Origin of the sequence: Stutzerimonas decontaminans (genome assembly GCF_000661915.1) — a bacterium.
Lineage (GTDB): Bacteria > Pseudomonadota > Gammaproteobacteria > Pseudomonadales > Pseudomonadaceae > Stutzerimonas > Stutzerimonas decontaminans.
In genome coordinates this window covers 4,060,010-4,086,405 of record NZ_CP007509.1, presented here as the reverse complement: position 1 = coordinate 4,086,405, position 26,396 = coordinate 4,060,010, and the positions used below count along the sequence as shown (strand labels likewise).

Here is a 26,396-nt window from a genome sequence, read left to right as displayed (position 1 = left end):
GGGTGAAGCATCAGCTACGCCCCGATCCACCCGACGTTCACTTGAGCTTCGAGGTTTCGTCCATGCCTGGCGCCCTGTCCCATATCCGCGTGCTCGACCTATCCCGCGTGCTCGCCGGGCCCTGGTGCGGGCAGATCCTCGGTGATCTCGGCGCCGAGGTGATCAAGGTCGAGCGCCCTGGCACGGGCGACGATACCCGCCACTGGGGCCCGCCCTATCTCCAGGATCAGCACGGTGAGAACACCTTGGAGGCGGCCTATTACCTGACCGCCAACCGCAACAAGCAGTCGCTGACCGTCGACTTCACCCGGCCCGAGGGCCAACTCATCATCCGCGAGCTGGTGGCGCAGTGCGATGTGCTGCTGGAGAACTTCAAGGTCGGCGGGCTGGCCGCCTATGGTCTGGACTACGCCAGTCTGAAGGAAATCAATCCGCGGCTGATCTACTGCTCGATCACCGGTTTTGGCCAAGACGGGCCTTACGCCACACGTGCCGGCTACGACTTCATGATCCAGGGCCTAGGCGGGCTGATGAGCCTGACCGGCCGCAGCGATGCCGAGGAGGGCGCCGGGCCGGTGAAGGTCGGCGTGGCGCTGACCGATATCCTCACCGGCCTGTACGCCACCGTTGGCGTGCTCGCTGCGCTGGCACATCGCGAACGCAGCGGCGAAGGCCAGCATATCGATACGGCGCTGCTCGACGTGCAGGTCGCCTGCCTCGGCAACCAGGCGCTCAACTACCTCACCACCGGCGTGGCGCCCAAACGCATGGGCAATGCCCATCCGAACATCGTGCCCTATCAGGATTTCCCCACCGCCGATGGCGACATCATCCTCACCGTCGGCAACGACGGTCAGTTCCGCAAGTTCTGCGAGGTGGCCGGGCGTCCCGAGTGGGCGACCGATCCGTGCTTCGCCACGAACCGCGCGCGGGTTGCCCATCGCGCCGAGCTAATTCCGCTGATTCGCCAGGTCACGGTGTTCCGCACCACGGCCGAATGGGTAGGTGCGCTGGAGCAGGCCGGCGTGCCTTGCGGGCCGATCAACGACCTGGCCCAGGTGTTCGCCGACCCGCAGGTGCAGCATCGCGGGCTGAACGTCGAGATGTCGCACCCGCTGGCCGGCCGTGTGCCGCAGGTGGCCAGCCCGCTGCGGCTGTCTGCTTCACCCGTGGATTACCGCATGCCGCCGCCACTGCTCGGCGAGCACAGCGAGGCGCTGTTGCAGCGCCTGCTGGGCATGAATGACGAGCAGATTGCTGGCCTGCGCGCGGCCGGCGTCATCTAGTTCAGAAACCTTCCAGCACGGTCTTGCCCTTGGCCTTGCCGCTTTCCAGCAGGGCATGGGCGCGGCGCAGGTTGGCCGCGTTGATGGTGCCGAAGTGCTCGCCGAGGGTGGTGCGCAGCACGCCCAGATCGACCAGCTGGCTGACGCGCTGCAGCAGGTGATGTTGCTCGATCATATCCGGCGTCTCGAACAGTGAGCGGGTGAACATCAGTTCCCAGTGCAGCGACAGGCTTTTGCGCTTGAGCTTCATCACGTCCAGCGGCTGGGCTGGATCGTCGATCAGCGCCAGGCGGCCCTGCGGCGTCAGTGCCTCGACCAGCTGGTCGAAGTGCTGATCGGTTTGCGTCAGGCTGGAGACATGGCTGACGCTGGCGAAACCGGCGCGCTGCAGCTCGGCGTGTAGCGGCTGGCTATGGTCGATGACATGATGGGCGCCGAGTTCGCGGGCCCAGGCCTGGGTTTCCGGGCGCGAGGCGGTGGCGATCACGCTGACCTTGGTGAGCTGGCGGGCCAGCTGCAGCATGATCGAGCCGACACCGCCGGCAGCGCCAACGATCAGCAACTGCTGCCCGGCGCCCTGGCCTTCGACCAGTTGCAGGCGCTCGAACAGCAGTTCCCAGGCGGTGATGGCGGTCAGCGGCAGCGCGGCGGCTTCGGCGAAGCTCAGGCTCCGCGGCTTGCGCCCGACGATGCGCTCGTCCACCAGATGGCGTTCGCTGTTGCCGCCGGCGCGGGCGATGGAGCCGGCGTAGAACACCTCGTCGCCGACCTTGAACAGGCTGACTTCGCTGCCCACACCGACGACCACGCCAGCCACGTCCCAGCCCAGCACCTTCGGCTGGCCGGCCTCGGGCTGGGTGTTGCGGCGTACCTTGGTGTCCACCGGGTTGACTGAGATGGCGCGCACCTCCACCAGCAGGTCACGCGGGCCGGGCACCGGCTCGGGCAGTTCCACGTCCTGCAGGGCGCGGGGATCGTCGATGGCGAGGGATTCGAAGTAGGCGACCGCTTTCATGCTGTTGCTCCGTATGGGTTCGGTGGAGGGACATGCTCAGCTATTTGACGCGGCGGGAAAACGGGGCGATAAGCGAGGCTCTTTCAACAGGATTTTGAAAATGCTGCGTATCGATGACCTGCAGCTCTTCGTGCGTACGGCCGACAGCGGCAGCCTTTCCGCGGCCGCGCGCGGGCTCGACGTGTCGCCGGCAGTGGCCAGCGCGGCCTTGAAGCGGCTGGAGGCGAGCCTGGGAGCGCGACTGTTCGCGCGCTCCACCCGCAGCCTGCGCCTGACCGCCGAGGGCGAGGCTTATCTGCTGCATGCCCGGGCGGCACTGGCCAGCCTGCACGAGGGCGCCCAGGCGCTCGCTGGCGGGCGCGAGGCGATCAGCGGCGTGCTGCAGCTGTCGGCGCCATCGGACTTCGGGCGCAACGTGCTGCTGCCGTGGCTCGACGAATTCCAGGCGAGTCATCCGCAGTTGCAGGTGCGCCTGCTGCTGGGCGACGGGCTGACCGATCTGTTCCGTCAGCCGGTGGATATCGTCCTGCGCTATGGCGCGCCGGAGGATTCCAGCCTCGTCGCGCTGCCGGTCGCTGGCGAGAACCGCCGTGTGCTGTGCGCCTCGCCGGCCTATCTGCAGCGCCATGGCGCGCCGCAGCGGCTGGACGAATTGGCGGGGCACAGCTGCCTGCGCTTCATGCTCGCCGGCCGCGTGCATGACCGCTGGTGTTTTCAGGAAGGACGCCGGGCGCTCACCGTGCAGGTAAGCGGCGACCGGGTCAGCGATGACGCCGATGTGGTGCGGCGCTGGGCGCTGGCTGGCGCCGGGCTGGCCTACAAGTCCTGGCTGGACATTGCCGACGACGTCGCCGCGGGCCGTCTACAGGTGCTGTTGCCGGACTGTCTTGGCGAGGCGGCGCCACTCAGCCTGCTTTGCGCGCACCGTGCACAGCTGAGCAAGCCGGTGCGGCTGCTGCACGCGCATCTGCAGACGCAGTGCGCGGAGCTGCTGGAGCGCGCGCCCTGGCAGTTCCGGTAGTTCCGTTTTCCAGACGCAGCCGAGCACTTTCGTTGCTCACCTGAACTCTTATGGCGCTTGGCTATTCTTATCTGCGTACTGGTTAACAGAATGGACGAACGCATCATGCATACGCAGCGTTTTCGCTACACCTGGCAACTGACCGTTGTCGTCCTGATGTCGTGGCTGCTGGCCGGCTGCGGTATCAACAACATCCCCCGCTATGACGAGCAGGTGAAGGCCGCCTGGTCGCAGGTCGAGAACCAGTATCAGCGGCGTGCCGACCTGATCCCCAATCTGGTCGAGACGGTGAAGGGCTTTGCCCGCCAGGAGCAGGAAACCCTCACCGCGGTGGTGGAAGCGCGGGCCAAGGCCACCTCGATTCAGGTCGATGCCAGCACCCTCGACGATCCGCAGAAGCTGCAGCAGTTTCAGCAGGCGCAGAATCAGCTGACCGGTGCGCTGAGCCGGCTGATGGCGGTTTCCGAACGCTATCCGGAGCTGAAATCGAACCAGAACTTCCTTGCCCTGCAGTCGCAGCTGGAAGGCACCGAGAACCGTATTGCGGTAGCGCGCCGCGACTTCATCGCTGCGGTCGAGCGCTACAACACCGAGATTCGGACCTTCCCTGGCCGCATCTGGCACAAGGTGATGTACAGCGACATGCCGATCCGTGAGAACTTCGAGGCCACGGCTGAGAACGCCGAGCAAGCGCCACAAGTGCAGTTTCAATGACCTCCAGGTTCCCGCTACTGCTGGTCCTGCTGCTCTGGGCTGCTGGCCTCGTCGCTCAGGAGAGCGAGCTGCCGGCGCTGACCGGCCGTGTGGTCGACCGCGCCGAGCTGCTTGATACCCAGGCCGAGGCGCGGCTGACCAGCATGCTGGCCGGGCACGAGCAGGCCACGGGCGAACAGGTCGTGGTCGTGACGGTGCCGGATCTGGGCGGGCGCAGCATCGAGGAATTCGGGCTGGAGCTGGGCCGCACCTGGGGCATCGGCCAAAAGGACGAGGACAACGGCGCACTGCTGATCGTCGCGCGCGATGACCGCAAGATTCGCATCGAGGTCGGCTATGGGCTGGAAGGTCGGCTCACCGACGCGCAGTCCTCGGTGATCATCAGCCGCATCATCGCGCCGGCGTTCCAGCGCGGTGACTTCACTGCCGGGATCATCGAAGGGGCGGAGGCGATTGTCACGGTGCTCGGCGGCGACCCGTTGCCGGCCGAATTGCGTCCGGTGATGCCAATGGGGCAGGAGCAACCCGGCGGCCTCGGGATTCTCGGTTTCTTCCTCATGCTGGTAGCGATCTTCGTTATCGGCGGCGGGCGAGGCGGTCGCGGCGGTGGTCGTCGTGCCTTGCTGCTCGGCGCTTTGCTCGGCGGCATGGGCCGTGGTGGCGGCTTCGGCGGTGGTGGTTTTGGCGGTGGCGGCTTCGGTGGTGGCGGTGGGGGCTTCGGCGGCGGTGGTGCTTCCGGTGGCTGGTAATTCAATGATGGATGAACGATGACCTTACTCAGCGAAAGCGAACTGCAACAGGTGGCCGCGGCGATCGAGCAGGTCGAGCGCAATACCGATGCCGAACTGGTAACGGTGCTGGCTGCGCAGGCAGACGACTACCGCTACATACCGCTGCTCTGGGCCAGCCTGATCGCGCTGCTGCTACCCGGCGCTTTGCTGTTCTTCAGTGGCTGGCTCGGCGCCTGGCAGTTGCTGCTGGTGCAGTGGGCGACCTTTATCGTGCTGGCGGTGTTGTTTCGCATGCCTGGACTGACCAGCCGCCTGATCCCGCGCTCCGTACGCTGCTGGCGCGCCTGCAATCTGGCGCGGCGCCAGTTTATCGAGCTCAATCTGCATCACACCGATGCCGATACCGGCATCCTGATCTTCGTTTCCGAAGCTGAGCGTTATGTAGAGATTCTCGTCGACCGCGGCATATCCAGCCGCATTGACAACGCCGCCTGGGAATCCATCGTCGCCTGTTTCACCGAGCGGGTGAAACAGGGACAGGTGCTGGAAGGCTTTCTCGGTTGCATCGAGGCCAGCGGCGCGCTGCTGGCGCAGCATGTGCCGAAGACCCATGAGCGCAACGAACTGCCCAACCGCCTGGTGGTGCTGCCGTAACCTCGCGAAAGGCGCCCGTGGGCGCCATCCGATCACTGCATGCGGCGTTGTTCGGCGAGTAGTTGCCGCTCGCGTTGCAGGGCCCGCGCAAGACGTTGCTGACCGCTGCGCTCGGCGGCGGCGATCAGCGTCTGGTCGACCAGATCGCGCTGAGCATGACTGCCGCCAAACAGCTGCGCCTGATTGCGGATCGAGCGCAGCAGCTCCACAGATCGCCCGTGGTTGCCTTCGACGAACGCCACTACCGCCTCGACGCCCGGAGCGCCGATCTGGCCGGTGAAACGTGCGTTGTCGTCGTCCCGCGCGCAGGCCCGTTGCTGGGCTGCGCGCAGCAGGCCCAGCAGGTCGTCGCGGCCAGCGCAGGCGAAGGCCATGGCGGCGTGAAAGTCGTTGAACGCATAGTTGCCATCCGCCGCCATCGCGGCCCAGCGCTCGGCCACGCCGGCCCAGCGGTTGCCGACATCCACTCCACGCAGTTGCAGCCGCCAGAGCAGTGCGCTGGCGTCGATCAGCTCCAGCGCCAGGGTGCTCTGATGGCCATTCACGGGGCCGTCGAACAGGTCCAGGGCCGCGCCGCAATCGTCGAGCTCGATGTGGTGCAACGCCAGGTGCCACCAGTTGTGCACCGCCAGCATGCTGTCCTGCTGCCAGGCCGGATTACCGCGCATCCAGGCGATGCCTTCCTCGCGCCGTCCCTGCATCTCAAGGACGTGGGCGACTGCGTGCTGGGCCCACGCGTCGGCGGGTTGCAGGGCGATAGCTTCACGGCCATAGCGCTCGGCGAGCCGATAGTCGCCACTTTCTTCCAGCCCGAACGCGTACAGGCCAAGCAGTGCGTGGTAGCCAGGCAGCTGCAGTGACCAGTCCGGCAGCACACGGGCAATGCGGTCGCGCAGCATGCGTGCGTCGCCGGTGAAGAAGTCGATCTGCTGCCCGGCCTGCAACGCCAGCATGTCGTGGGGGTAGTCGATGCTGAGGTCTTCCAGCACGCGCCCGGCCGCGTGCCAGCGACCATCCAGCAGTTGCCCCAGCGCCTTGAGGTGACGGCCCTCGCGATCATTGTGCGGCAGCTCCAGGGCGCGCTCGTACGAGGCTCGGGCCACCGGTAGTGCGGCCGCCTCGGTGCCGAGCAGGTAGAGCCAGGCGTGCAGGACATGGCCCATGACCAGTTCCGGCGAGGCCTGCAGTGTGGCTTCGGTGGTCGCCAGGGAGTCGGCGTGCAGGCAGCGGAACTGTGCGAGCGCCTGATCGAGCAGGGCCTGCGCCTCGCTGTTGCAGCCGGTCAGTTGGTACCCGTGTGCGTCTTTCATTGTTCTATGCTCCATGAGTCCGGTTCGTTGGCATCGGCCAACGCGCCCATACTCGGGGTTACGTCTGCGTTGGACCCCAGTCATCCTGGAAACAAACCGGCTATTTCCGCCATGGCCCGCTCAGAGATCGCCGAACGTCCGCCATTGACCGTCGCTCTGCTGGCGACGCCGGACAGTACGGCCTCGACGCTGTTCGGCCTCTACGATCTGCTGCTGGGTGCCCGTCGCGACTGGCAGCAACTGCTGCACCGCGCCGACGTGGCGTCGCCCTTCCTGCCGCTGATCGTCAGCCGCGACGGCCGCTCGCTGCGGGTCTACAACGATATTCCGGTCCACCCTCACACCAGTCTGGACGATGCGCCGCCGACCGATGTGGTGATCGTCAGCAACCTGGCGGTCAGCCCCTGGGAACCGCTGGATGATCGCTACGCGCCCGAGGCGCAATGGCTATGCGAGCGCTACGCGGCCGGCGCGACGCTGGCCGCAGCCTGCTCCGGGGCGATGCTGTTGGCGCGTACCGGGCTCTTGGCCGGCTGCGAAGGGACTTCGCACTGGGGCTACTGCGATTGCCTGCGACGCGAATACCCGGACGTGCACTGGCACCCGGACAAGGCATTGGTCAGCACCGGCGTCGGTCAGCGCCTGGTGATGTCCGGCAGTGGCAGCAGCTGGCATGCGCTGGGGCTGTTTCTCATTGCCCGTTTCGTCGGTGCGCGGGAGGCGATGGAGGTGGCGCGGATGAACCTGTTCGACTGGGATGCGACCAGCCCGCTGGCCTACGCCGCGATGATGCGCACCGGGCAGCTGGCCGACCCGGTGATCGCGCGTTGTCAGGAATGGGCGGCGCAGCACTACGAGGAGGAGGCGCCGGTGAGCGCCATGGTGCGCATCAGCGGCCTGCCGGAACGAACCTTCCAGCGCCGCTTCGCCCTGGCCACGGGACTGACGCCGCTGGATTACATCCATACGCTGCGCCTGGAAGAGGCCAAGCAGCTGCTGGAAAGCGGTGAGTTGTCAGTGGAGGCGATCGCCTGGGAGGTCGGTTATCAGGACGCCGGCTTCTTCGGTCGACTGTTCCGGCGCAAGGTCGGCCTCACGCCGGCGCAGTACCGGCGCCGCTTCGGCGTACTGTCGCGGCGCCTGGCCGGCATCGCCACGCTGCAGCAGGCGGCGCCGGCCATGCACTGATCCCGGCGGATGTGACGCCCGCCGGGATCGTTACGCCCCCGGCTCAGAGCCGGGTCGGGCCGTCGTCTTCCGGCTCGCTGGATACCACCGGCGACAGTTCGAAGCTGTCGGTGCTGTCCATGGCGCTGGCCGCGACGCGGTCGATGCTGTTCAGCGCGTGGCCAATGATCGAGCTGACACTGGCTTCGTGATGTTGCACCGGCAACCGCTCGATGGCCGCCAGCACCTCTTCCCCCGGCACGGTTTCCACCGCGAGCAGGCGTTCGGTGATGTGGTCGAGCGCCGGTTTCAACCGCTGCAGCAGCGCCAGGCACTCCTGATTGAGCTGCTGCAGCAGCTCGTCGGCCGCTTCCAGCGCTTCGCGCGGATCGCTGTCCAGATGCGCGTCGCGCACGGCCTGCAGGCTCAGCAGCGAGCCGCGCGGGCCCATGCCAAGGGCGCCGACCATGGAGAGAGCGATCTTCGAGGCTTCCTGCAGGTCCTGCCCGGCACCCGAAGACACCTCATGGAAGTACAGCTGCTCGGCACCGCGCCCGGCCAGCAGCATCTGGATGCGATTGCGCAGCTCGGAGTACATGTGCAGGCGCTTGTCTTCCACCGGCGTCACCAGGGTCACGCCCAGTGCCTGGCCGCGCGGGAGGATGGTGACTTTTTCCACCCGCCCCACATTCAGCGCCGCCGCCACCAGCGCGTGGCCGGCTTCGTGCACGGCGATGCGCTTGCGGTCGGTGGCGGACATCGGTGTCACGCCGGAGGGCTGCTCGCCGATGCGGCAGGTTTCCACCGCGTCGACGAAATGTGCCATATCGACCTGTCTGGCGCCCGCGCGAGCCGCCAGCAATGCTGCGTGGTTGACGATATAGGCGATCGCGGCCGGCGTCAGGCCGACGGTGTTGCGCGCCAGCTGCGGGAAGTCCAGATCGGTCGCCGCGCTGATCTTGCCGGCGTACAGGCGGAACAGCGCTTCGCGATCATCGAGCCCTGGCAGGCCGACGGCGATGGAGCGGTCGAAACGGCCTTCACGTACCAGCGCCGGGTCGAGCGAGTTGGGGAAGTTGGTGGCGCCGAGCACCAGCACGCCGGCGGCGCCATCGAAGCCGTCCATCTCGGCGAGGAACTGGTTGATGATGCGGTTGCTCTCGGCGTCGCTGGAGCGCGTCTGCTCGGCACGCTTGCCGATGCCGTCGATCTCGTCGATGAAGATGATGCATGGCGCCTGCTTGCGCGCGGTGCGGAACAGCGCCTTGACCTTCTGGATGCCGACGCCGAAGTACATCGACGAAAAGTCGCTGCCGGTGACCTGGATGAAGCTGGCATTCGACTCACTCGCCAGCGCCTTGGCCAGCTGGGTCTTGCCGGTGCCGGGTTCGCCGGTCAGCAGCACACCCTTGGGTGGTCGGGCGCCGAGGCGGGCATAGGCGGCCGGTTCGCGCAGGTAGGCGGTGACGTCGCTGAGGGCCTGCTTGGCCTCGGCGGCGCCGATGACGTCGGCGAAGGTCACGCCGCTGCCCTTGCGCTGGACCTCAAAGCTGCGGGTCTTCATGGCGAAGAAGAGCGCCGCGCCGATCAGCAGCAGGGCGATCGGTGAGTAGGGAAGAAGAACCATGTAGAACGGCTTTTCTGCGTCGGTCTGGAACATCGCCAAGGGAAAGAGCTCGCCGCTGCCCTGTGCGTAATGATCGAGCAGCAGCCCGGCCACGCGTCCGGACTGGTCCGGCACCCAGTAGCGCAGGCCATCGTGCAAGTTTACGTAGACCGCATCCTTGCCCAGCGCCGCGCTGGCGATAGTGGCGCCACGCAGATCGCCCATCAGCACGGAGAGGTCGCGCCGATTGGCCTGCCAAGGTTCGGTGGAGTCCTGCAAGGCTTCGAGCATGCTGGCCGCCGCGCCAGTGGCCGGCGTCGATGGTGCGCTGGGGCGCAACTGCCAATAGGCGACGCTGGCGGTGATCAGCAGGAGCAGGAAAATGGAGAGCACAGGGCCGCGGCGACCTTGTAGCAGACGGGGTATTTTCATTTCACATCCAATCGGGAAGGCCCGACGTTTCGACAAACCACCGCCAGGAGGCGGACCACAGTTGTTTGCGGGAAACCCCGCAGCGCCAATTGCGTGGCGCGCCACAGTTCGGATGTGTTGGATGCGATTTATATGCCCGACTGTGTCTCGGGTCGGCAGACTCCGATAGCCGGCGAGAATACGGCAAGAGCCACCACGGGGGCGGCTACGCGACGAACGGGCAGCAGGTTTTCGACGAATGACCGGTCGCCTGCGGAACGAAAAGCCGCACTTGAAGACGCGTCGCGGCGCCTCGCACGCCGTATGCAAGAACGGCTGATGAATGGCTTCTGTCGCGTAAGTGATCCGACGCAGAGATTGGCTCGCCAAGGCCTGCTACGGTCCGTCGCCGCGCGGTCGCTTGTCACGAACTGCTGCGGGCCAAACAACAATCTGCCGACAGCCGCCCGGGCTTGATACCGGTGCGGAAAAATAATGTCCGATCGACGCGAGACTTCAACATGCCGACCAACAACAAGTATCTTCGCCGCGCTTTGCTGGGCGCCCTGATTACCTTTTTGCCTTTCGCCTCCGCCAGCGCCGACGAGGAAACGATCAACCTGCTCACGCAGAACTTCCCGCCGTTCAGCATGGCCGTCGATGGCAAGAACTTCGCCAAGGAGGACGCGATCAGTGGCATCGACGCCGAGGTGGTGGCCGCTCTGTTCAAGCGCGCAGGCGTGCCCTACGCGATGACGTTGCGTTTCCCGTGGAGCCGCCTGCAGCAGCTGGCCGAAAAGACCCCGGGTTTCGCCGTGTTCTCGCTCAGCCGCACCCCCGAGCGCGAGCCCAAGTACAAGTGGGTCGGTCCGCTGAGCGAGATTCAGATCGTGCTGCTCAAGACTCCGGATAGCCAGATCCAGCTTTCCAGCCTGGAAGACGCCAAGCGATACCGGATTGGTTCGAAGGAGGGCAGTGTGGGTAGCCAGTACCTGATCAACCGCGGTATCGAGGTGCAGAGCTCGCTGATCGAGACACCGGCCAAGCTGAAGGCCGGTCAGTTCGATCTGTGGGCGACCACCAATCCCTCCGGCGAATACGAGGCGAAGCAGGCCGGCGTCGGACCGCTGGCCGTGGCGCTGACCCTGAGCCGGGTCGACCTCTATCTGGCGCTGAACAAGGAAACGCCGGATGCGGTCGTCGAGAAACTGCAGCGCACCCTTGACCAGATGAAGCAGGAAGGGTTGCTGCGACAGGTAGCGCAGCGTTACGTGAACTGAAGACGTTTCGCGCTAACGGGGAAGAGTGATCGCCCCCGTAGCGATTTGCTGGATTTCTATCTGCGCTCGGATCGCATCACTACTCAGGAGTGAAGCGCAGCGCATGTGAGTCATCTGAGTGCGCAGGCTGCCGCAGCGAGAGCCTGCTCGCTCCGACTCCCATATTTCCCAAGGCCGGGCGGCTGACAATCGTCTCTGAGGCGCCTCGACAAGACAGGGCCGGCTTCGCCCCTGTTCGGCCAACAAATCACCGGAAAACGAAACGGTACGGATTTTTTGCCGGTTTGGACTGCCTTAGTCCAGTGGAGCGGGATCGCTCCAACTGCATTTCCTGACGATTCGAGAATTCGATGACTTGCTTCAACAACTATATGCTGCGTGCCTTCAGCATGGTCGCTGCAGTCTGGATTGCGCCTGCCGCCGCCGAAAACCTGCCCGAGCCGGTCGGGCATGTAGCGCGGGTGGAAGGCGCTGCGTACATCAGCAGCCGCGGCTATACCAACCCCGCCAAGGTCGGCCAGGCGATCGTGCCAGGTGTGGCTTTGAGCACTGGCGCCGAAGGTGGTCTGGGGGTGATCCTCGGTGACGGCAGCGTATTGGCGTTCGGCCCGCACAGCGAGCTGACTCTCGACGACTATCGCTTCGCCCCGGCATCGGATGAGCTGCGTCTGCGCGCGACGCTCAATCGCGGCACGCTCAACCTGATAGCTGGCGACATGGCCCGCCTCGATCCGCAGGCCATTGCCGTCGACACGCCGGACGGCCGGATCGGCGTACGTGGCGGCCAGGTGTTGATGAAGGTGGCGCCGTGAAGCCGTCAATGCTGATGCAAACGATGGTGCTGCTGGCGATGTCGGCAATGGGTGGCTGCGCGCAGCAATCCTACGTGATGCTGGCGGACGACAACGGCGGACGCGGCGGCGTGGCGCTTGGAGAGGACGGGCAGCGTCGGCTAGAGGTGACCGGCCAGGGCATGGTGATCGCCGGCACCGGTCAGGCCTATGCCGTGTCCGAGATGCGGCGCAAGGCGGATTTCGACAGGGCGCTGGCCGCCCAGCCGGCATTGCCGGAGCGGTTCACCCTTCATCTGGCGTCATCCAGTGCGCTGGATAGCGCGGCTGAACAGCTGCTGGACAGCGTTCTGCTGGCAGCCCGGCGTCGGGACTATCCGGTGGTAACGGTGATTGGTCATACCGATACCCTGGGGCATCGTGCGGCGAACGAACAGGTTGGTCTGCGCCGCGCCCAGGCGGTCGCCGAGCTACTGCGCGCCAAGGGGCTGGAGGCGATGGAGTTGCGGGTGGAGTCCCACGGTGAGCGCAATCTGCTGGTGGCGACGCCGGACGCCACTGCCGAGCCGCGCAATAGACGGGTCGAAATTCTGGTGCGTTGATTCAACGACGCGGCGGCTGGCGCCGCGTCGACATACGACCCGATCAGTCGATGACAAGAACCGCGTCCATTTCCACCTGCGCGCCCTTCGGCAGCGCGGCGACACCGATCGCGGCACGAGCCGGGTACGGCTGCTGGCAGTAGCGACTCATCACCTCGTTGACGGTGGCGAAGTTGCCGAGGTCGGTGAGGAAGATATTGAGCTTGACGATGTCCTTCAGCGAGCCGCCTGCTGCTTCGGCCACTGCCTTGAGGTTTTCGAACACCTGCACGGCCTGCGCTTCGAAACCTTCCACTAGCTCCATGCTCTGCGGATCCAGCGGGATCTGCCCGGAAAGGTAGACGGTATTGCCGACCTTGATGGCCTGGGAGTAGGTGCCAATGGCGGCCGGGGCCTTGTCGGTGTTGATCACGGTCTTGCTCATGGGGACTCCTCTGGGAATTGGGCAACGGTCCGCCAGCATAATGGCTGGCGGCGAGAGCGGCCAGCCGTGGCGTCGTGCAGCTGTCGCCGGTTAGGGCGGCGGAGTGAGGGGCTCAGGCCTTGACGCGGGTGATGCGGGTGACGCCCTTGATGGCGCGCAGCTTCTTGATCACTCGCGCGAGATGCACGCGATCATGCACGCTGACCACCAGCTGGACGACGCTGATGCGGCCGTCGCGCTCGTCCATGCCGATCTTCTCGATGTTGCCGTCTGCGGCATTGACGCTGCCGGCCAGCAACGCGATCAGGCCACGCTGGTGCTCCAGCTCGACCCGCAGCTCGACGTTGAACTCGCCTGTAACATCCTTCGACCAGGACAGCTGGATGCACTTGTCCGGGTTGTGGCGAACATCGGCGATGTTCCGGCAGGTTTCCAGATGCACGACCATGCCCTTGCCGGCGGACAGATGCCCGACGATGGGGTCGCCCGGGATCGGTGTACAGCACTTGGCGTAGTTCAGCACCAGCCCTTCGGTGCCGCGAATGGCCAGCGGGCCTTCGAGGGCCGGCGCCTGTTCATCGTCGCGCAGGATCAGCCGGCGCGCGATGACGTAGGCCATGCGATTGCCAAGGCCGATGTCCTCCAGCAGATCCTCGACGTACTCCATGTGGTACTCGGTCAGGACCTGTTGGATACGTTCGGGGCTGATCTTCTCCAGGCTGGTCTCGAAACCGCTGAGCGCCTTGCTCAGCAGGCGTTCGCCGAGGTTGATCGACTCCGAGCGGCGCTGCAGCTTGAGGGCATGGCGGATATGCGTGCGTGCCTTGCCGGTGACGACGAAATTCAGCCAGGCCGGATTCGGCCGCGCGCCCGGCGCGGTGACGATCTCCACCGTCGAGCCACTCTCCAGCGGTTGCGACAGCGGCGCCAGGCGACGGTTGACGCGACAGGCGATGCAGGTGTTGCCGACGTCAGTGTGCACCGCATAGGCGAAGTCGACGGCGGTGGAGCCCTTGGGCATCTCCATGATGCGACCCTTGGGCGTGAAGACGTAGACCTCATCGGGGAACAGGTCGATCTTGACGCTCTCGATGAATTCCAGCGAGTTGCCGGCACGCTGTTGCAGCTCGAGTACGCCCTTGACCCACTGCCGCGCGCGGGCATGGGTGCCCTTGGGTACTTCGTCCTCGGGGGACTTGTACAGCCAGTGCGCGGCGATGCCGTTATTGGCCATCTCTTCCATTTCGCGGGTGCGGATCTGGATCTCGATGGGCACACCGTGCATGCCGAACAGCGTGGTGTGCAGCGACTGGTAGCCGTTGGCCTTGGGGATCGCGATGTAGTCCTTGAAACGGCCCGGTAGCGGTTTGTACAGGCTGTGCACGGCGCCGAGCACGCGGTAACAGGTGTCGACCTTGTCCACCACGATGCGGAACGCGTAGACGTCCATGATCTCGTGGAACGCCTTGCGCTTGCCGCGCATCTTCTTGTAGATGCTGTACAGGTGCTTCTCGCGGCCCAGTACGTCGCCTTCCAGGCCTTCGCGCTCTAGGCAATGGATCAGCGATTGTTCGATCTTCTCGACGATCTCGTTGCGGTTGCCGCGGGCGCGGCGTACGGCTGCGCGGATGCGTTCGGAGCGCATCGGGTGCATGGCCTTGAAACCGAGATCCTCGAACTCCACGCGCATGGTGTGCATGCCCAGCCGGTTGGCGATGGGCGCGTAGATCTCCAGGGTTTCCTTGGCGATGCGGCGGCGCTTTTCCCCGGCCAGCACTTCCAGGGTACGCATGTTGTGCAGGCGGTCGGCGAGTTTGACCAGGATCACGCGGATATCGCGAGCCATGGCCATGGCCATCTTCTGGAAATTCTCGGCCTGTGCCTCGGCCTTGGTCTCGAAGTTCATCTGGGTCAGCTTGCTGACCCCGTCGACCAGTTCGGCAACGGTTTCGCCGAACTGCGCAACCAGCGCTTCCTTGGGAATGCCGGTGTCTTCGATGACGTCATGCAGCATCGCGGCCATCAGGCTCTGATGGTCCATGTGCATGTCGGCGAGGATGTTGGCTACCGCGAGGGGATGGGTGACGTAGGCTTCACCACTGCGCCGGCGCTGCCCGTCATGGGCCTGCTCGGCGTAGAAATAGGCACGGCGGACCAGATTGACCTGGTCTGGGCCGAGGTAGGTCGATAGGCGATCCGCAAGCGCGTCTATGGCTGGCAAGATAATGCTCCTTGCCAGCGGGCTTCGATGTTATCGGTTCGACTTCGACCTGGCATTTATTCAGATGGCCTCGTTCGGCTCTTCCTCGTACTGGGTGAAGAGCGGTTCGTCGTCAACGATCTCGTCCTGTGCAATGACATCGTAGTCGACCAGGCCGGAAGCGATCTCGCGCAGGGCGACGACGGTCGGCTTGTCATTTTCCCATGGGACCTTGGGCTCCTTGCCACCGGTGGCCAACTGGCGCGAGCGCTTGGTAGCGAGCATGACCAGCTCGAAGCGGTTATCGACGTTGTCCAGGCAATCTTCAACGGTAACGCGGGCCATGGTGTTCCTCATCAGTAGCGGTAGAGCGTGCCCGAATGGGCGAGCGGACGGAGTAGTCTAAAAAATCACCAGCCTTAATGGAAGCGCTGTTTCTGCGGGCTGTGCGCCAACCGAGCTATGCCAGCAGTTCGCCGAGCAGACGGGCATGGCGTTGCTGCTGGGTCGTCTGTATCAGACGGTTGGCGCGGAAGATCGATTGCAGGTCGATCAGCGCGTGCGCGAAGTCGTCGTTGATCACCAGGTAGTCGTACTCGACGTAGTGGCTCATCTCGCTGACCGCTTCGCGCATGCGCTTCTCGATGATCTCGTCGCTGTCCTGACCGCGGTTGTTCAGGCGCTGACGCAGGGCTTCCTGGGTTGGTGGCAGGATGAAGATCGACTTGGCCTTTGGCATCAATCGACGCACCTGCTGCGCGCCCTGCCAGTCGATTTCCAGGATCAGGTCCAAGCCTTCGGCGAGGGTGTCTTCCAGCCAGCGCTGCGAGGTGCCGTACAGGTTGCCGAATACTTCGGCATGCTCGAGGAATTCGTTGCGCTCCAGTCGGGTGACAAAATCCTCACGACTGACGAAGTGGTAGTTGACCCCGTCAACCTCACCCGGGCGCATGGCGCGGGTGGTGTGGGAAACCGACACCCGTACCTGCGGTTGTGCATCGACCAGCGCCTTGACCAGGCTGGTCTTGCCGGCCCCGGAAGGCGCGGAAACGATATAGAGCGTACCGGTGGTGGCGGACATGACGGGTTCCTGGAAAGCGCTATGAATGCTGTGGGACAAAAATAGACCAGCCGCCAAGGCGGCTAATGGTTATTCGAGGTTCTGCACCTGCTCGCGCATCTGCTCGATCAATACCTTGAGGTTGACCGCGGCCTGGGTGCTGCGCGGGTCGAATGCCTTCGAGCCGAGGGTGTTGGCTTCGCGGTTGAGTTCCTGCATGAGGAAGTCGAGGCGGCGTCCGGCCGCACCGCCGGTCTTGAGCACTCGGCGCACTTCCGTCACATGGGTGCTGAGGCGGTCGAGCTCTTCGGCGACATCACTCTTCTGCGCCAGCAGCACCATTTCCTGTTCGAGACGCTGCGGCTCGAGTTCGGCGCGCATCTCGGCGAAGCGGTCGAGAACCTTCTGACGCTGGGCTGCAAGCATCTGCGGCACCTGCTCGCGCAGCGTGGCGACTTCTTCGAGGATGCTGTCCAGGCGCTCGTTGAGCAGCTTGGCCAGCTCCTCACCCTCGCGGCGGCGGCCTTCCTTCAGCTGTTCGAGGGCGTCGTGGAACAGTTGCAGAGCACTCTGGTTGAGCGCCTGCGGGTCGAGCGCATCGCCAACCAGCACGCCTGGCCAGCTAAGCACCTGCAGGGGATCGATGGCCGCGGGTTGGCTGATCAGCGCAGCAACGCTCTCGGCGGCCGCGATCAATTGACTGGCGCGTTCGCGGTCGACCTGCAGTGCGGTGCGGTTGTTTTCTTCGGCGAAGCGCAGGGTGCATTCGACCTTGCCGCGCGAGAGGCCTTTGCGCAGGGCATCGCGGACCGCGCCTTCGAGGTCGCGGAAGGCTTCCGGCAGGCGCAGGTGCGGCTCCAGATAGCGATGGTTGACCGAGCGGATTTCCCAGCTGAGGGTGCCGTGGGTGCCGGCCTGCTCGCTGCGGGCAAAGGCCGTCATGCTGTGGACCATCGGGGATACCTCTCGAATGGGGGCTGCGAAAGGCGGAGGATTGTAAAGTAAAACCAGCCATCACTGCAGCGATGGCCAGACGGCCGCGACCCTTTTCCGTGGTAATGGGCTCTATAATGCCGTTCACTTTCTTCTCTAGCAGGACGTATCCATGAAGCGACCCAGTGGCCGTGCCGCCGATCAGCTGCGCTCGATCCGCATCACCCGCAACTACACCAAGCACGCCGAGGGTTCGGTGCTGGTGGAGTTCGGCGATACCAAAGTGATCTGCACGGTCAGCATCGAAACCGGCGTTCCGCGCTTCCTGAAAGGGCAGGGTCAGGGCTGGTTGACTGCGGAGTACGGCATGCTTCCCCGCGCTACCGGTGAGCGGAACCAGCGTGAGGCTTCGCGAGGCAAGCAGGGTGGACGCACGCTGGAGATCCAGCGTCTGATCGGTCGCTCGCTGCGCGCCGCTCTGGATATGAGCAAGCTTGGCGAAAACACGCTGTTCGTCGATTGCGATGTGATCCAGGCCGACGGCGGTACCCGCACCGCATCTATCACCGGTGCCATGGTCGCGCTGATCGATGCGCTCAAGGTGCTGAAGAAGCGTGGCGGTCTGAAGTCGGGCGACCCGATCAAGCAGATGATCGCGGCGGTTTCGGTTGGTATCTATCAGGGCGAGCCGGTGCTGGATCTGGATTATCTGGAAGATTCGGCGGCCGAAACCGATCTGAACGTGGTGATGACCGACGCGGGCGGCTTTATCGAGGTGCAGGGCACCGCGGAGGGCGCGCCGTTCCACCCGCAGGAACTCAACGCGATGTTGGCCTTGGCCCATGACGGCGTGCGTCAGCTGTTCGACTTGCAGCGCGCAGCGCTGGCCGACTGAGCGAGAGGTAGCGCGAAATGACCGATCAGGAGCTCGTACCGCTGCCCAGTCGCGAGGCGCGTCAGTGGGCAATGTTCTGCCACTACTCGTCCTTTTTCTGGTTTCTGGCGCCGATGATCGGCAACGTGATTGGTCCGCTGGTCGTCTGGCAGCTGAAGAAGGACATGGATCCCTTCGTCGATCAGCAGGGCAAGGAGGCGCTGAATTTCCAGCTCACGTTCAGCATTCTGATGATGATCTGCGGCGTGCTCGCCTGGATCCTCATCGGATTTCCGCTGATGGTGCTGGTGAGTGTGGTGGCACTGGTGCTAGTGGTGATCGCCGGTATTCGGGCCAACGAGGGCAAGCCCTACCGCTATCCGTTTTGCTGGCGGATCGTCAAATAGGACTGCTTCGGCCTTCGGTTGACACCTGAGCGGCGGCCGACACATTTCGCGTCGGTCGCCAATGCGGGCTTACAGGCTCAGCGTCCAGTCGTAATCGACAATCAGCGGCGCGTGCTGCGAGAAGCGCGGCTGACGTGGCAGGCGCGCGCTGCGCACGAAGCGGCGCAGGCCGGACGTGAGTATCTGGTAATCGAAGCGCCAGCCGAGGTTCAGCATCTCAGCCTGTTCGGTATCCGGCCACCAGCTGAACAGGTCACCTTCGCGATTGACCTCGCGCAGAGCATCGATATAGCCCATGTTGCCGAAGATCTCGTCCAGCCAGGCGCGTTCCGGCGCAAGGAAGCCCGGATCCTGCTGGCAGTCGCGCCAGTTCTTCACGTCCAGCTTCTGATGCGCAACATACAGAGAGCCGCAATAGATGTACTCTCGGCGCTTGCGGCGCTGCTTGTCCAGATAATGCGCGAACTCGTCCATGAACTTGAGCTTGTGGTTCAGATTGGCGTCGCCGCCATGGCCCGAAGGCACCAGCAGGCTGGCAATGCTGACCTTATCGAAGTCGGCCTGCAGGTAGCGGCCGTAACGATCCGCCGTTTCGAAACCCAGTCCGGTGATAACGGCCTTTGGCTGCAGTCTGGAGTAGAGCGCCACGCCTCCCTGCTCCGGAATCTCGGCATCGCAGGCATAAAGAAAATAACCGTCCAGCTGGTAGGCCGGATCGTCGAGTTCCAAGGCAGAGGCGCTGGTATCCTGCAGGCAGATGACATCGGCATTCTGCGCTTGCAGCCAGCTGAGCAATCCTCGCTGTGCCGCCGCTTGAATGCCATTCACGTTGACACTGATGATCCGCATAAATGGCCCCTAAAAACACGTGCGTGTATGATAACCCAAGCTCTTCGCAATTAGCTAAAACAGTGGTTTTCCGGGAAATTTCTTCATGCAGGCGTACCAGCGCGAGTTCATCCGCTTCGCCATCGAGCGCGGCGTTCTGCGTTTCGGTGAGTTCACTCTCAAGTCGGGCCGCACCAGCCCTTATTTCTTCAATGCCGGCCTGTTCAACAGCGGTAGTGCACTGGCCCAGCTCGGGCGCTTCTACGCTTCGGCGGTCATGCAAAGTGGCCTGGAATTCGATGTCATCTTCGGTCCGGCCTACAAGGGCATTCCGCTGGGCGCGGCTACGGCCATCGCGCTTGCCGAGCAACATCAGCGCGATCTGCCCTGGTGCTTCAACCGCAAGGAGGCCAAGGATCACGGTGAGGGTGGCACCCTGGTCGGCGCCCCGCTGACCGGGCGCGTGCTGATCGTCGACGATGTGATCACCGCAGGAACCGCCATTCGCGAAGTAATGCAGATCATCCGGGCGCAGAATGCAGAAGCGGCCGGCGTGCTCATCGCGCTGAATCGGCAGGAAAGAGGGCAGGGCGAGCTGTCGGCGATCCAAGAAGTTGAACGTGATTATCGAATGCCGGTAATCAGTATTGTGTCTCTGGAGCAAGTGCTGGAATATCTCGCCGACGACGTTCAACTAAAACAACACCTGCCGGCGGTACAAGCCTACCGCGAGCAGTATGGAATCTGAGCCAGGATAGGTATTCATTCATGCGCATTCCGGTAGCCGTTCGTACGCTGCTCCTGCTGAGCGTCATATGTCCGGTATTGGCCTCGGCTGCCGAGTTGTATCGCTATGTGGACGAGCGCGGGGTGGTTGTGCTCGATCGCCATGGGGTACCACCGCAGCATATCTCGCGAGGCTACCAAGTGCTCAATGAGCAGGGCCGGGTGGTGCGTGAGGTGCCGCCGGCACCGACTGCCGAGGAGTTCGCCCGCCTACAGGCTCAGAAGGCGCGTGACGCCTCGGATGCTCAGTTGCTTCGCCTGTACGCCAGTGTCGAGGACGTGGAACGCGCCGAAGCGCGCAAACTCTCCGAGTTGGACAGTGTGATTGGCCTGTCTCAGGGAAATCTGCAGTCAATTCGGAATCAGCGCAGCAGTCTGCAGAAGCAGGCAGCCAATCATGAGCGGGCCGGTCGTAAGGTGCCCGCCAACCTGATGGCGCAGATATCGAATCTCGAAAAGGAGGAGCAGAGCTTGCTGCGTGACCTTCAGCGCTTCGAGAAGGCGCGCGCCGATGCCGAGGTTAGCTTCGCCGATGACCGCCAGCGGGTCGCAGAACTGCTCGGTCAGGCTAGGTAAGCGTAACGCTGTTTCACCCCTCCCACCCTGACGTCTAGGAGTCAGCTTGCCTCAATTGTGGCCAATTGCCGCCTCGCCGGCCTAATGCGTAGCTTGCTTGCTATCATAACGGCCGCTCTATCTCAATAGTTTCAAGGTAGGGATGAGTTCAGGAGGGGCAGTCTGTACCGTTGCGCAAATTTTTCGGTATGGCTGACTAGCATGAATGATAGGGACCTACGCAGTTATCAGGAGCTTCACAAGCCGAAAGGAAATTTCGCGACGCGCTCTGAGTACCTCGAGCACGAACTGGAGATCATGGCGCCGAAACGCTGGGGCATAAACCTGCCGTTTCGTGACTATCGTTTCGAGTACGAAGACTGGGTGCCGGCCATGGCGGCGACCATCGGCAAGATCGTCATGGTCGCTGCAGTCGTTGCCGCGTTTGCCGGCCCGATGGGGCTGTCCAATGAGTTCGTCATCGAGAATGCTCGCTACGAGATGTTGATTGCGGCAGTGCTCTTCGTGGTGCTGTTCTCTGGCTTTCTCAATCCAACGGCCAACCTGGCCGGAACCCACGGCCCGCTGATTCCGTTGATTCCGTTGATCGTGGCGTCGGGTGGGCACCCGATGGCACTGGGTATCATGGTCGGCGTGCTCGGCTTCACGCTAGGTGTCTTCAAAGGCGGCAGTCTGTTGGCGCGGCTGACCAGCGATGGGGTGTGCGGTGGCCTGCTGCTCTATCTGGGCTTTATCGGAATCACCTCGCAGATCAAGAAGCTCTTCGGCTGGGCGGACAGCTTCGACATGGGCTACATCGCCTTCGTCGTGGTGTTCGCCACCATTGTCATGTACGCCTATCTCGAGCATATCCGCATGCGCTGGCTGGCGATTCCGCTGGGCTCGGCGTTGGCTGCGCTGATCGCTTTCCTGATGGGGGCTCCGTTCGAGTTCACCACCGAGCCAGGCGTGCCGAACCTGAATCCGACGTACTGGTGGGGTGAAACCACTGGTTGGCAGATCGGCCTGCCGGACCTGCACCACTTCATCGCGGTCGCCCCTTTTGCCGTGCTGGCCGTGGCGATGTGGTCGCCGGACTTCCTCGGTCACCGCGTGTTTCAGCAGCTCAACTATCCGCCGAAGGCAAAGAAGGTGCTGATGAACATCGACGACACCATGTGCGTCGCTGCGGCGCGGCAGATCGTCGGCACCTCGTTGGGCGGTGGCAACCTGGCCTCGTCCTGGGGCACCTTCATGGTCCCAGCGGCCATTGCCAAGCGGCCGATTCCCGCGGGCGCGCTGCTCACGGGCCTGCTCTGCGTGGTCGCGGCGTTGTGGGGTTATCCGATGGATCTGGCGATCTGGCCACCGGTGCTCAGCGTAGCGTTGATGGTCGGGGTGTTCCTACCGCTGCTGGAAGCCGGTATGCAGATGACTCGCGAAGGCAAAACCTCGCAGTCAGCAGCGATCGTGATCTTTTCCTCGGCGCTGGTGAACCCGGTGTTTGGCTGGTCGCTGACGGTGCTGCTCGACAACCTCGGGCTGATCGGTGACAAGGAGCGCGGCCAATCCCTGAGCCACCTGCACCGCTGGGTGATCCCGACGATCGTATTCATCGTACTCTGCGCGGTAATGCTGGGCATCGGCATGTTCCCCGGCATTCCGGCGATGCTTGAGTCGTTCCGCATCGATCTCTGACGTTCGACCATGAAAAAGGGGAGCCTCGGCTCCCCTTTTTCATTGCGCTGTTATCAGCCCTGACTGTTGGTGATCAGCGTCCCGACGCCTACGTCGGTGAAGATCTCCAGCAGCACCGCGTTAGGCACGCGACCATCGATGATGTGCGCACTGTTGACGCCGCCCTGTACCGCTTCCAAAGCGCAGCGGATCTTCGGCAGCATGCCGCCGTAGATGGTGCCATCAGCGATCAGCGCGTCGACTTGCGCAGTGGACAGTCCGGTCAGTACGTTGCCCTGCTTGTCCATCAGGCCGGCGATGTTGGTCAGCAGCATCAGCTTCTCGGCTTTCAACGCTTCGGCGACCTTGCCAGCAACCAGGTCGGCGTTGATGTTGTAGGACTCGCCATTCTCGCCCACGCCGATCGGTGCGATGACAGGGATGAAGTTGCCCTGCACCAGCATCTCCAGCAGCTCGGCATTGACCCCGGTGACTTCGCCGACATGGCCGATGTCGATGATTTCCGGCTTGGTCATCTCCGGTGTCTGACGGGTCGCCTTGAGCTTCTTGGCGCGGATCAGGCCGGCATCCTTGCCGGTCAGGCCGATGGCGCTGCCGCCATGCTGGTTGATTAGGCTGACGATGCTCTTGTTGACCTGGCCGCCAAGGACCATCTCCACCACATCCATGGTCTGGCTGTCGGTGACCCGCATGCCGTCGATGAAATGGCTTTCGATGTTCAGACGCTTGAGCAGATCGCCGATTTGCGGACCGCCGCCGTGCACAACCACCGGGTTAATGCCCACCGCCTTCATCAGCACAATATCGCGAGCGAAGCCGGTCTTCAGCTCCTCACTTTCCATCGCATTGCCGCCGTACTTGATGACCAGCGTCTTGCCGACGAAGCGGCGGATATAGGGCAGCGCCTCGGAAAGTACCTTGGCGAATTGGGTGGCAGCTTCACGGCTGAGGGTCATGCAGGGCTCCGCAAAATCAGAACGGCAGTTTGAGGTCGGGTGCAACGTTGAGCAGTTGGCCGCGGAAGACGCCCTGGATGCGGCTGAGTTCTTCTTCGCTATCCGCTTCGAAGCGCAGCACCAGTACCGGCGTTGTGTTCGAGGCGCGAATCAGGCCCCAGCCCTTGGGATAGTCGACCCGCACACCGTCGAGGGTGATGAGGTTGGCCTCGCCCCACTGAGCGTCGCGTTGCAGGGCGTCCATGATGGTGAATTTGCTTTCCTCTGTCACCGTGATGTTGATCTCCGGTGTTGAGATATCGCAGGGGAACGCAGCGAACACCTGCTCGGCGTCACGCTTGTCCTGACTGAGGATTTCCAGCAGGCGCGCGGCGCTGTAGATGCCGTCGTCGAAGCCGAACCAGCGTTCCTTGAAGAAGATATGACCGCTCATTTCGCCAGCCAGCAGCGCGCCGGATTCCTTCATCTTCTTCTTGATCAGCGAGTGACCAGTCTTCCACATCACCGGGCGGCCGCCGTAACCGCTGATCAGCGGGGTCAGGCGACGGGTGCATTTGACGTCGAAGATGATGTCGGCGCCAGGGTTGCGCGAAACGACATCCTTGGCGAACAGCATCAGCAGGCGGTCCGGGTAGATCATGGTGCCGGCGTTGGTCACCACGCCGACGCGGTCGCCGTCGCCGTCGAAGGCCAGGCCCAGATCGGCGTTCTCGGATTTCACCTTGGCGATCAGGTCGACCAGGTTCTCGGGCTTGCCCGGGTCCGGATGGTGGTTGGGGAAGTTGCCGTCGACGTCGCAGTACAGCGGAATCACGGTGCAGCCCAGCGCTTCGATCATGCGTGGCGCAATGACGCCAGCGACGCCGTTGCCGCAGTCGACCACCACCTTCATTGGTTTGGCCATGGCGATATCGCTGCGAATCTGCTGGAAATAACGCTCGAGCACATCGATTTGCTCGACCTTGCCGACACCGCTGGACAGATCGTTGGTCTCGATGCGCTTGCGCAGGGTCTGGATCTGCTCGTTGGCCAGGGTGTCCCCGGCAATGACGATCTTGAAGCCGTTGTAATCCGGCGGGTTGTGGCTGCCGGTGAGCATCACCCCTGACTTGCCGGCGAGGATGTTGGCTGCGTAATAGAGCACCGGGGTCGGCACCATGCCGATATCACTGACATCACAACCGCTGTCGAGCAGGCCTTGAATGAGGTGCTGGACCAGTTCGGGACCGGACAGTCGCCCATCGCGGCCGACCGAAACGTTGGGTTCACCCTTGGCCAGGCTCTCGGAGCCGATGGCGCGGCCGACCCAGTAGGCGGTTTCGGTGGTCAGGCTGTCGCCGACAACGCCGCGGATGTCGTAGGCGCGGAAGATACTGGCGGGCAGATTCGGGGCTTTGGCGCTGCTCATTGCGGTTTCTCGCTCCTTGGTGTCGAGGCCGAAGATATCCTGGTCCTCGTCGAGAATATCGATGTCGAGAATATCGGTGTCCGGCAAGCGCGGATCGACGTACTCGGTAGGTTTGGCGGGCCGAACGGCTGGAGCCGCGGCGGGTGCCTGGGTCGGGGCCGGTCCGGCGGCGCGGACGGGCAGTCGGACCATGTTCCTGGCCAGTGCGTCGAGGACCGGCAGGCTCAGGGCCGGTACTTGGATGGTCCTGCCGGTGGAGAGTTCCTGCAACAGACGGCTGATCTGCATTACGTCTTCGCGCAGCCTGCGCTGCTGGCCGCCAAGTACCAGCTGCAGGCCGATCAGCATGCCGGCGAGGGCCAGCAATGCAGCGCCTATCAGAAATATCGGCGCAAGCGTTGCCTGTCCCGCTTCGCTACCGGGGATGTAGACCAGTTTCCAGTTGGCGTTGCCACTGGCGAGCGTTTGCGCAGCGGCGCCATCCGCCGGCACGCCACGTTGCAGCAGTACTTGTTCCGGTGCGCCAGCGAACTGCTGGCTCAGCCGCAGTTGCCCGGCTCCGGCCGGCAGCGTTGGGAGACCGGCGAAGAGGCGTTCGAGGTCCGTTACCAGCAGCAGCGTGCCGCGTATCGCCTGTTGTCCTTCCGCGCGCAGTGGCACGGCGCTGTAGAGCAGCCAGCGATCCCCGACCTTGTAGGCTTCCGGTGCGGGTGATTGGCCGGCTTCGGCGCGCTGCAGCAGGTCCAGCGCGGCAAAGTTCAGCGGGCCTGGGCGGCTCGTGTCTGGCGCGGCTCTGCCGCGGATGTTCAGATGGGTATCGACGACGCCGGGCAGCTCTAGCAGACGCTCCTCGACTGCACGTCTGCGCTCGGCATCGCCGCGCAGCACGTCGACCAGTTGCTGGCGGCTCACTGTGGTCTCAGTGTCGGCACGTAGTTGTCGTAGTGCCTGCTGCAGCGTGCTGGCCTGGCTCTGGCCCCAGGCCTGGGCAAGTTGCGTCTGCTGTTGCTGTTGCGCGTTCTGCAGGCCGACCCAGAGCAGTGCGGCAGCTGCCCCGAGCCCGATCAGGCTGGCTGCGAGGCCGCCGAGCAATGGCTTGAGGGGAAAACCGCCGCGCTTGCTGCGGGTGTCGGTCGGGTTCAGTACGCCTGAATCCTTGGCGGTGCGCTTGAAGAGTGCCATGAAGCTCCTCGAATCATCCTGAAAGGTAAGCGATGTGTACTCAGTGGCTGCCGGAGTGTCCGAAGCCGCCGGCGCCACGATCACTGCTGTCAAAGCTGTCGACCAGTTCGAAGCGGGCCTGTACCACCGGCACCAGCATCAGCTGCGCAATGCGTTCGCCGACGGCGATGGTGAAGGCACTCTGGCCGCGGTTCCAGCAGGACACCATCAGCTCGCCCTGGTAATCCGAGTCGATCAATCCGACCAGGTTGCCGAGCACGATGCCGTGCTTATGGCCCAGGCCCGAACGCGGCAGGATCAGCGCCGCGAGTCCCGGGTCGCCGATGTGGATGGCAAGACCGGTGGGGATCAGCAGCGTCTGTCCCGGCTCGAGGACGGTGTCCTGCTGCAGCATGGCGCGCAGGTCGAGGCCGGCAGAGCCCGGTGTCGCATATTCGGGAAGCGGGAAGTCCTGGCCGAGGCGAGGGTCGAGAATCTTGGCTTGAAGTGCGTGCATG

The 26,396-nt window shown here is 63.9% G+C and carries 26 protein-coding genes; 14 read left to right on the top strand and 12 right to left on the bottom strand.

Annotation, left to right across the window (positions count from 1 at the left end):
• The first annotated feature begins 62 nt into the window (after positions 1 to 62).
• Positions 63 to 1,286 carry a CaiB/BaiF CoA transferase family protein gene (locus UIB01_RS18955; protein ID WP_038663905.1) on the top strand — a complete coding sequence of 408 codons (1,224 nt, stop codon included), beginning with the start codon at positions 63 to 65 and terminating at the stop codon, positions 1,284 to 1,286.
• Position 1,287: 1 nt separating this feature from the next.
• Here the strand turns inward: UIB01_RS18955 and UIB01_RS18950 are convergent, their stop codons facing one another.
• Positions 1,288 to 2,301 (bottom strand): zinc-binding alcohol dehydrogenase family protein, encoded by a 1,014-nt coding sequence (locus UIB01_RS18950; protein ID WP_038663902.1) that lies wholly within the window; start codon positions 2,299 to 2,301, stop codon positions 1,288 to 1,290.
• A gap of 100 nt (positions 2,302 to 2,401) precedes the next feature.
• Here UIB01_RS18950 and vimR point away from each other — a divergent pair, with 100 nt between their 5' ends.
• The 4 genes from vimR to UIB01_RS18930 all read left to right on the top strand — a co-directional run bounded on the left by vimR (position 2,402) and on the right by UIB01_RS18930 (position 5,421).
• Positions 2,402 to 3,322 (top strand): transcription regulator VimR, encoded by a 921-nt coding sequence (gene vimR / locus UIB01_RS18945; RefSeq protein ID WP_038663899.1) that lies wholly within the window; start codon positions 2,402 to 2,404, stop codon positions 3,320 to 3,322.
• A 90-nt stretch (positions 3,323 to 3,412) separates the two neighbouring features.
• Entirely contained in the window at positions 3,413 to 4,036 is a 624-nt protein-coding gene (locus tag UIB01_RS18940) for a LemA family protein (protein ID WP_180983612.1), read from the top strand.
• On the top strand, positions 4,033 to 4,785 hold the full coding sequence (locus UIB01_RS18935; RefSeq protein WP_038663896.1) for a TPM domain-containing protein: 753 nt from the start codon (positions 4,033 to 4,035) through the stop codon (positions 4,783 to 4,785). Before UIB01_RS18940 ends, UIB01_RS18935 begins: the two co-directional genes overlap by 4 nt.
• 18 nt (positions 4,786 to 4,803) lie before the next feature.
• Entirely contained in the window at positions 4,804 to 5,421 is a 618-nt protein-coding gene (locus tag UIB01_RS18930; protein ID WP_015278481.1) for a TPM domain-containing protein, read from the top strand.
• A 32-nt stretch (positions 5,422 to 5,453) separates the two neighbouring features.
• Here UIB01_RS18930 and UIB01_RS18925 read toward each other — a convergent pair whose 3' ends face one another.
• Complete coding sequence (locus UIB01_RS18925) at positions 5,454 to 6,731, bottom strand: tetratricopeptide repeat protein (RefSeq protein ID WP_038663893.1); 1,278 nt, start codon at positions 6,729 to 6,731, stop codon at positions 5,454 to 5,456.
• A 111-nt stretch (positions 6,732 to 6,842) separates the two neighbouring features.
• Here UIB01_RS18925 and UIB01_RS18920 point away from each other — a divergent pair, with 111 nt between their 5' ends.
• Entirely contained in the window at positions 6,843 to 7,919 is a 1,077-nt protein-coding gene (locus UIB01_RS18920) for a GlxA family transcriptional regulator (protein ID WP_038663890.1), read from the top strand.
• A gap of 43 nt (positions 7,920 to 7,962) precedes the next feature.
• Here the strand turns inward: UIB01_RS18920 and UIB01_RS18915 are convergent, their stop codons facing one another.
• Entirely contained in the window at positions 7,963 to 9,936 is a 1,974-nt protein-coding gene (locus tag UIB01_RS18915) for an AAA family ATPase (RefSeq protein WP_038663888.1), read from the bottom strand.
• Positions 9,937 to 10,436: 500 nt separating this feature from the next.
• Here UIB01_RS18915 and UIB01_RS18910 point away from each other — a divergent pair, with 500 nt between their 5' ends.
• The 3 genes from UIB01_RS18910 (at position 10,437) to UIB01_RS18900 (ending at position 12,588) form a co-directional block, all read left to right on the top strand.
• On the top strand, positions 10,437 to 11,195 hold the full coding sequence (locus tag UIB01_RS18910) for a substrate-binding periplasmic protein (protein ID WP_038663884.1): 759 nt from the start codon (positions 10,437 to 10,439) through the stop codon (positions 11,193 to 11,195).
• 350 nt (positions 11,196 to 11,545) lie between these two features.
• A complete protein-coding gene (locus tag UIB01_RS18905) occupies positions 11,546 to 12,007 on the top strand; it encodes a FecR domain-containing protein (protein WP_038663881.1) in 462 nt (153 codons plus the stop codon).
• Positions 12,008 to 12,015: 8 nt separating this feature from the next.
• A complete protein-coding gene (locus UIB01_RS18900) occupies positions 12,016 to 12,588 on the top strand; it encodes an OmpA family protein (protein ID WP_373278844.1) in 573 nt (190 codons plus the stop codon).
• A gap of 43 nt (positions 12,589 to 12,631) precedes the next feature.
• Here the strand turns inward: UIB01_RS18900 and ridA are convergent, their stop codons facing one another.
• The 5 genes from ridA to UIB01_RS18875 form a co-directional block, all read right to left on the bottom strand.
• The gene (gene ridA, locus UIB01_RS18895; protein WP_038663878.1) at positions 12,632 to 13,012 is read right to left on the bottom strand and encodes a RidA family protein; all 381 of its coding nucleotides are present in this window, start codon (positions 13,010 to 13,012) and stop codon (positions 12,632 to 12,634) included.
• 112 nt (positions 13,013 to 13,124) lie between these two features.
• Positions 13,125 to 15,233: a bifunctional GTP diphosphokinase/guanosine-3',5'-bis pyrophosphate 3'-pyrophosphohydrolase gene (gene spoT, locus UIB01_RS18890; RefSeq protein ID WP_038663876.1), complete on the bottom strand. Its 2,109-nt coding sequence runs from the start codon at positions 15,231 to 15,233 to the stop codon at positions 13,125 to 13,127.
• A 60-nt stretch (positions 15,234 to 15,293) separates the two neighbouring features.
• Positions 15,294 to 15,557 (bottom strand): DNA-directed RNA polymerase subunit omega, encoded by a 264-nt coding sequence (gene rpoZ / locus UIB01_RS18885; protein WP_015278473.1) that lies wholly within the window; start codon positions 15,555 to 15,557, stop codon positions 15,294 to 15,296.
• 115 nt (positions 15,558 to 15,672) lie between these two features.
• Positions 15,673 to 16,293, bottom strand: coding sequence for a guanylate kinase (gene gmk, locus UIB01_RS18880; protein WP_038663874.1), 621 nt, complete (start codon positions 16,291 to 16,293; stop codon positions 15,673 to 15,675).
• A gap of 69 nt (positions 16,294 to 16,362) precedes the next feature.
• A complete protein-coding gene (locus UIB01_RS18875) occupies positions 16,363 to 17,226 on the bottom strand; it encodes a YicC/YloC family endoribonuclease (RefSeq protein WP_015278471.1) in 864 nt (287 codons plus the stop codon).
• 151 nt (positions 17,227 to 17,377) lie between these two features.
• On the opposite strand from UIB01_RS18875, the gene rph reads away from it, so the two are divergent.
• Together rph and UIB01_RS18865 are read left to right on the top strand one after the other, a co-directional pair.
• Positions 17,378 to 18,100 (top strand): ribonuclease PH, encoded by a 723-nt coding sequence (gene rph, locus UIB01_RS18870; RefSeq protein WP_038663870.1) that lies wholly within the window; start codon positions 17,378 to 17,380, stop codon positions 18,098 to 18,100.
• Between the two features lie 17 nt (positions 18,101 to 18,117).
• Positions 18,118 to 18,486 (top strand): DUF4870 domain-containing protein, encoded by a 369-nt coding sequence (locus UIB01_RS18865; RefSeq protein ID WP_038663867.1) that lies wholly within the window; start codon positions 18,118 to 18,120, stop codon positions 18,484 to 18,486.
• Positions 18,487 to 18,555: 69 nt separating this feature from the next.
• Here UIB01_RS18865 and crc read toward each other — a convergent pair whose 3' ends face one another.
• Positions 18,556 to 19,335: a catabolite repression control protein Crc gene (gene crc / locus UIB01_RS18860; protein WP_038663864.1), complete on the bottom strand. Its 780-nt coding sequence runs from the start codon at positions 19,333 to 19,335 to the stop codon at positions 18,556 to 18,558.
• A gap of 85 nt (positions 19,336 to 19,420) precedes the next feature.
• Here crc and pyrE point away from each other — a divergent pair, with 85 nt between their 5' ends.
• The 3 genes from pyrE to UIB01_RS18845 all read left to right on the top strand — a co-directional run bounded on the left by pyrE (position 19,421) and on the right by UIB01_RS18845 (position 22,353).
• Positions 19,421 to 20,062: an orotate phosphoribosyltransferase gene (gene pyrE, locus UIB01_RS18855; RefSeq protein WP_038663862.1), complete on the top strand. Its 642-nt coding sequence runs from the start codon at positions 19,421 to 19,423 to the stop codon at positions 20,060 to 20,062.
• Positions 20,063 to 20,082: 20 nt separating this feature from the next.
• Entirely contained in the window at positions 20,083 to 20,676 is a 594-nt protein-coding gene (locus UIB01_RS18850) for a DUF4124 domain-containing protein (protein WP_180983613.1), read from the top strand.
• 201 nt (positions 20,677 to 20,877) lie between these two features.
• Positions 20,878 to 22,353 (top strand): DUF3360 family protein, encoded by a 1,476-nt coding sequence (locus tag UIB01_RS18845; protein WP_080695113.1) that lies wholly within the window; start codon positions 20,878 to 20,880, stop codon positions 22,351 to 22,353.
• A 53-nt stretch (positions 22,354 to 22,406) separates the two neighbouring features.
• Here UIB01_RS18845 and argB read toward each other — a convergent pair whose 3' ends face one another.
• From argB to dut, 3 genes are read right to left on the bottom strand one after another with little or no spacing between them, the layout of a single operon-like run.
• Complete coding sequence (gene argB, locus UIB01_RS18840; RefSeq protein WP_038663859.1) at positions 22,407 to 23,309, bottom strand: acetylglutamate kinase; 903 nt, start codon at positions 23,307 to 23,309, stop codon at positions 22,407 to 22,409.
• Between the two features lie 16 nt (positions 23,310 to 23,325).
• On the bottom strand, positions 23,326 to 25,899 hold the full coding sequence (locus UIB01_RS23610) for a phosphomannomutase/phosphoglucomutase (protein ID WP_038663856.1): 2,574 nt from the start codon (positions 25,897 to 25,899) through the stop codon (positions 23,326 to 23,328).
• A gap of 40 nt (positions 25,900 to 25,939) precedes the next feature.
• Positions 25,940 to 26,395, bottom strand: a complete 456-nt coding sequence (dut, locus tag UIB01_RS18830; RefSeq protein WP_015278462.1) for a dUTP diphosphatase — start codon at positions 26,393 to 26,395, stop codon at positions 25,940 to 25,942.
• Position 26,396 lies beyond the last annotated feature (1 nt).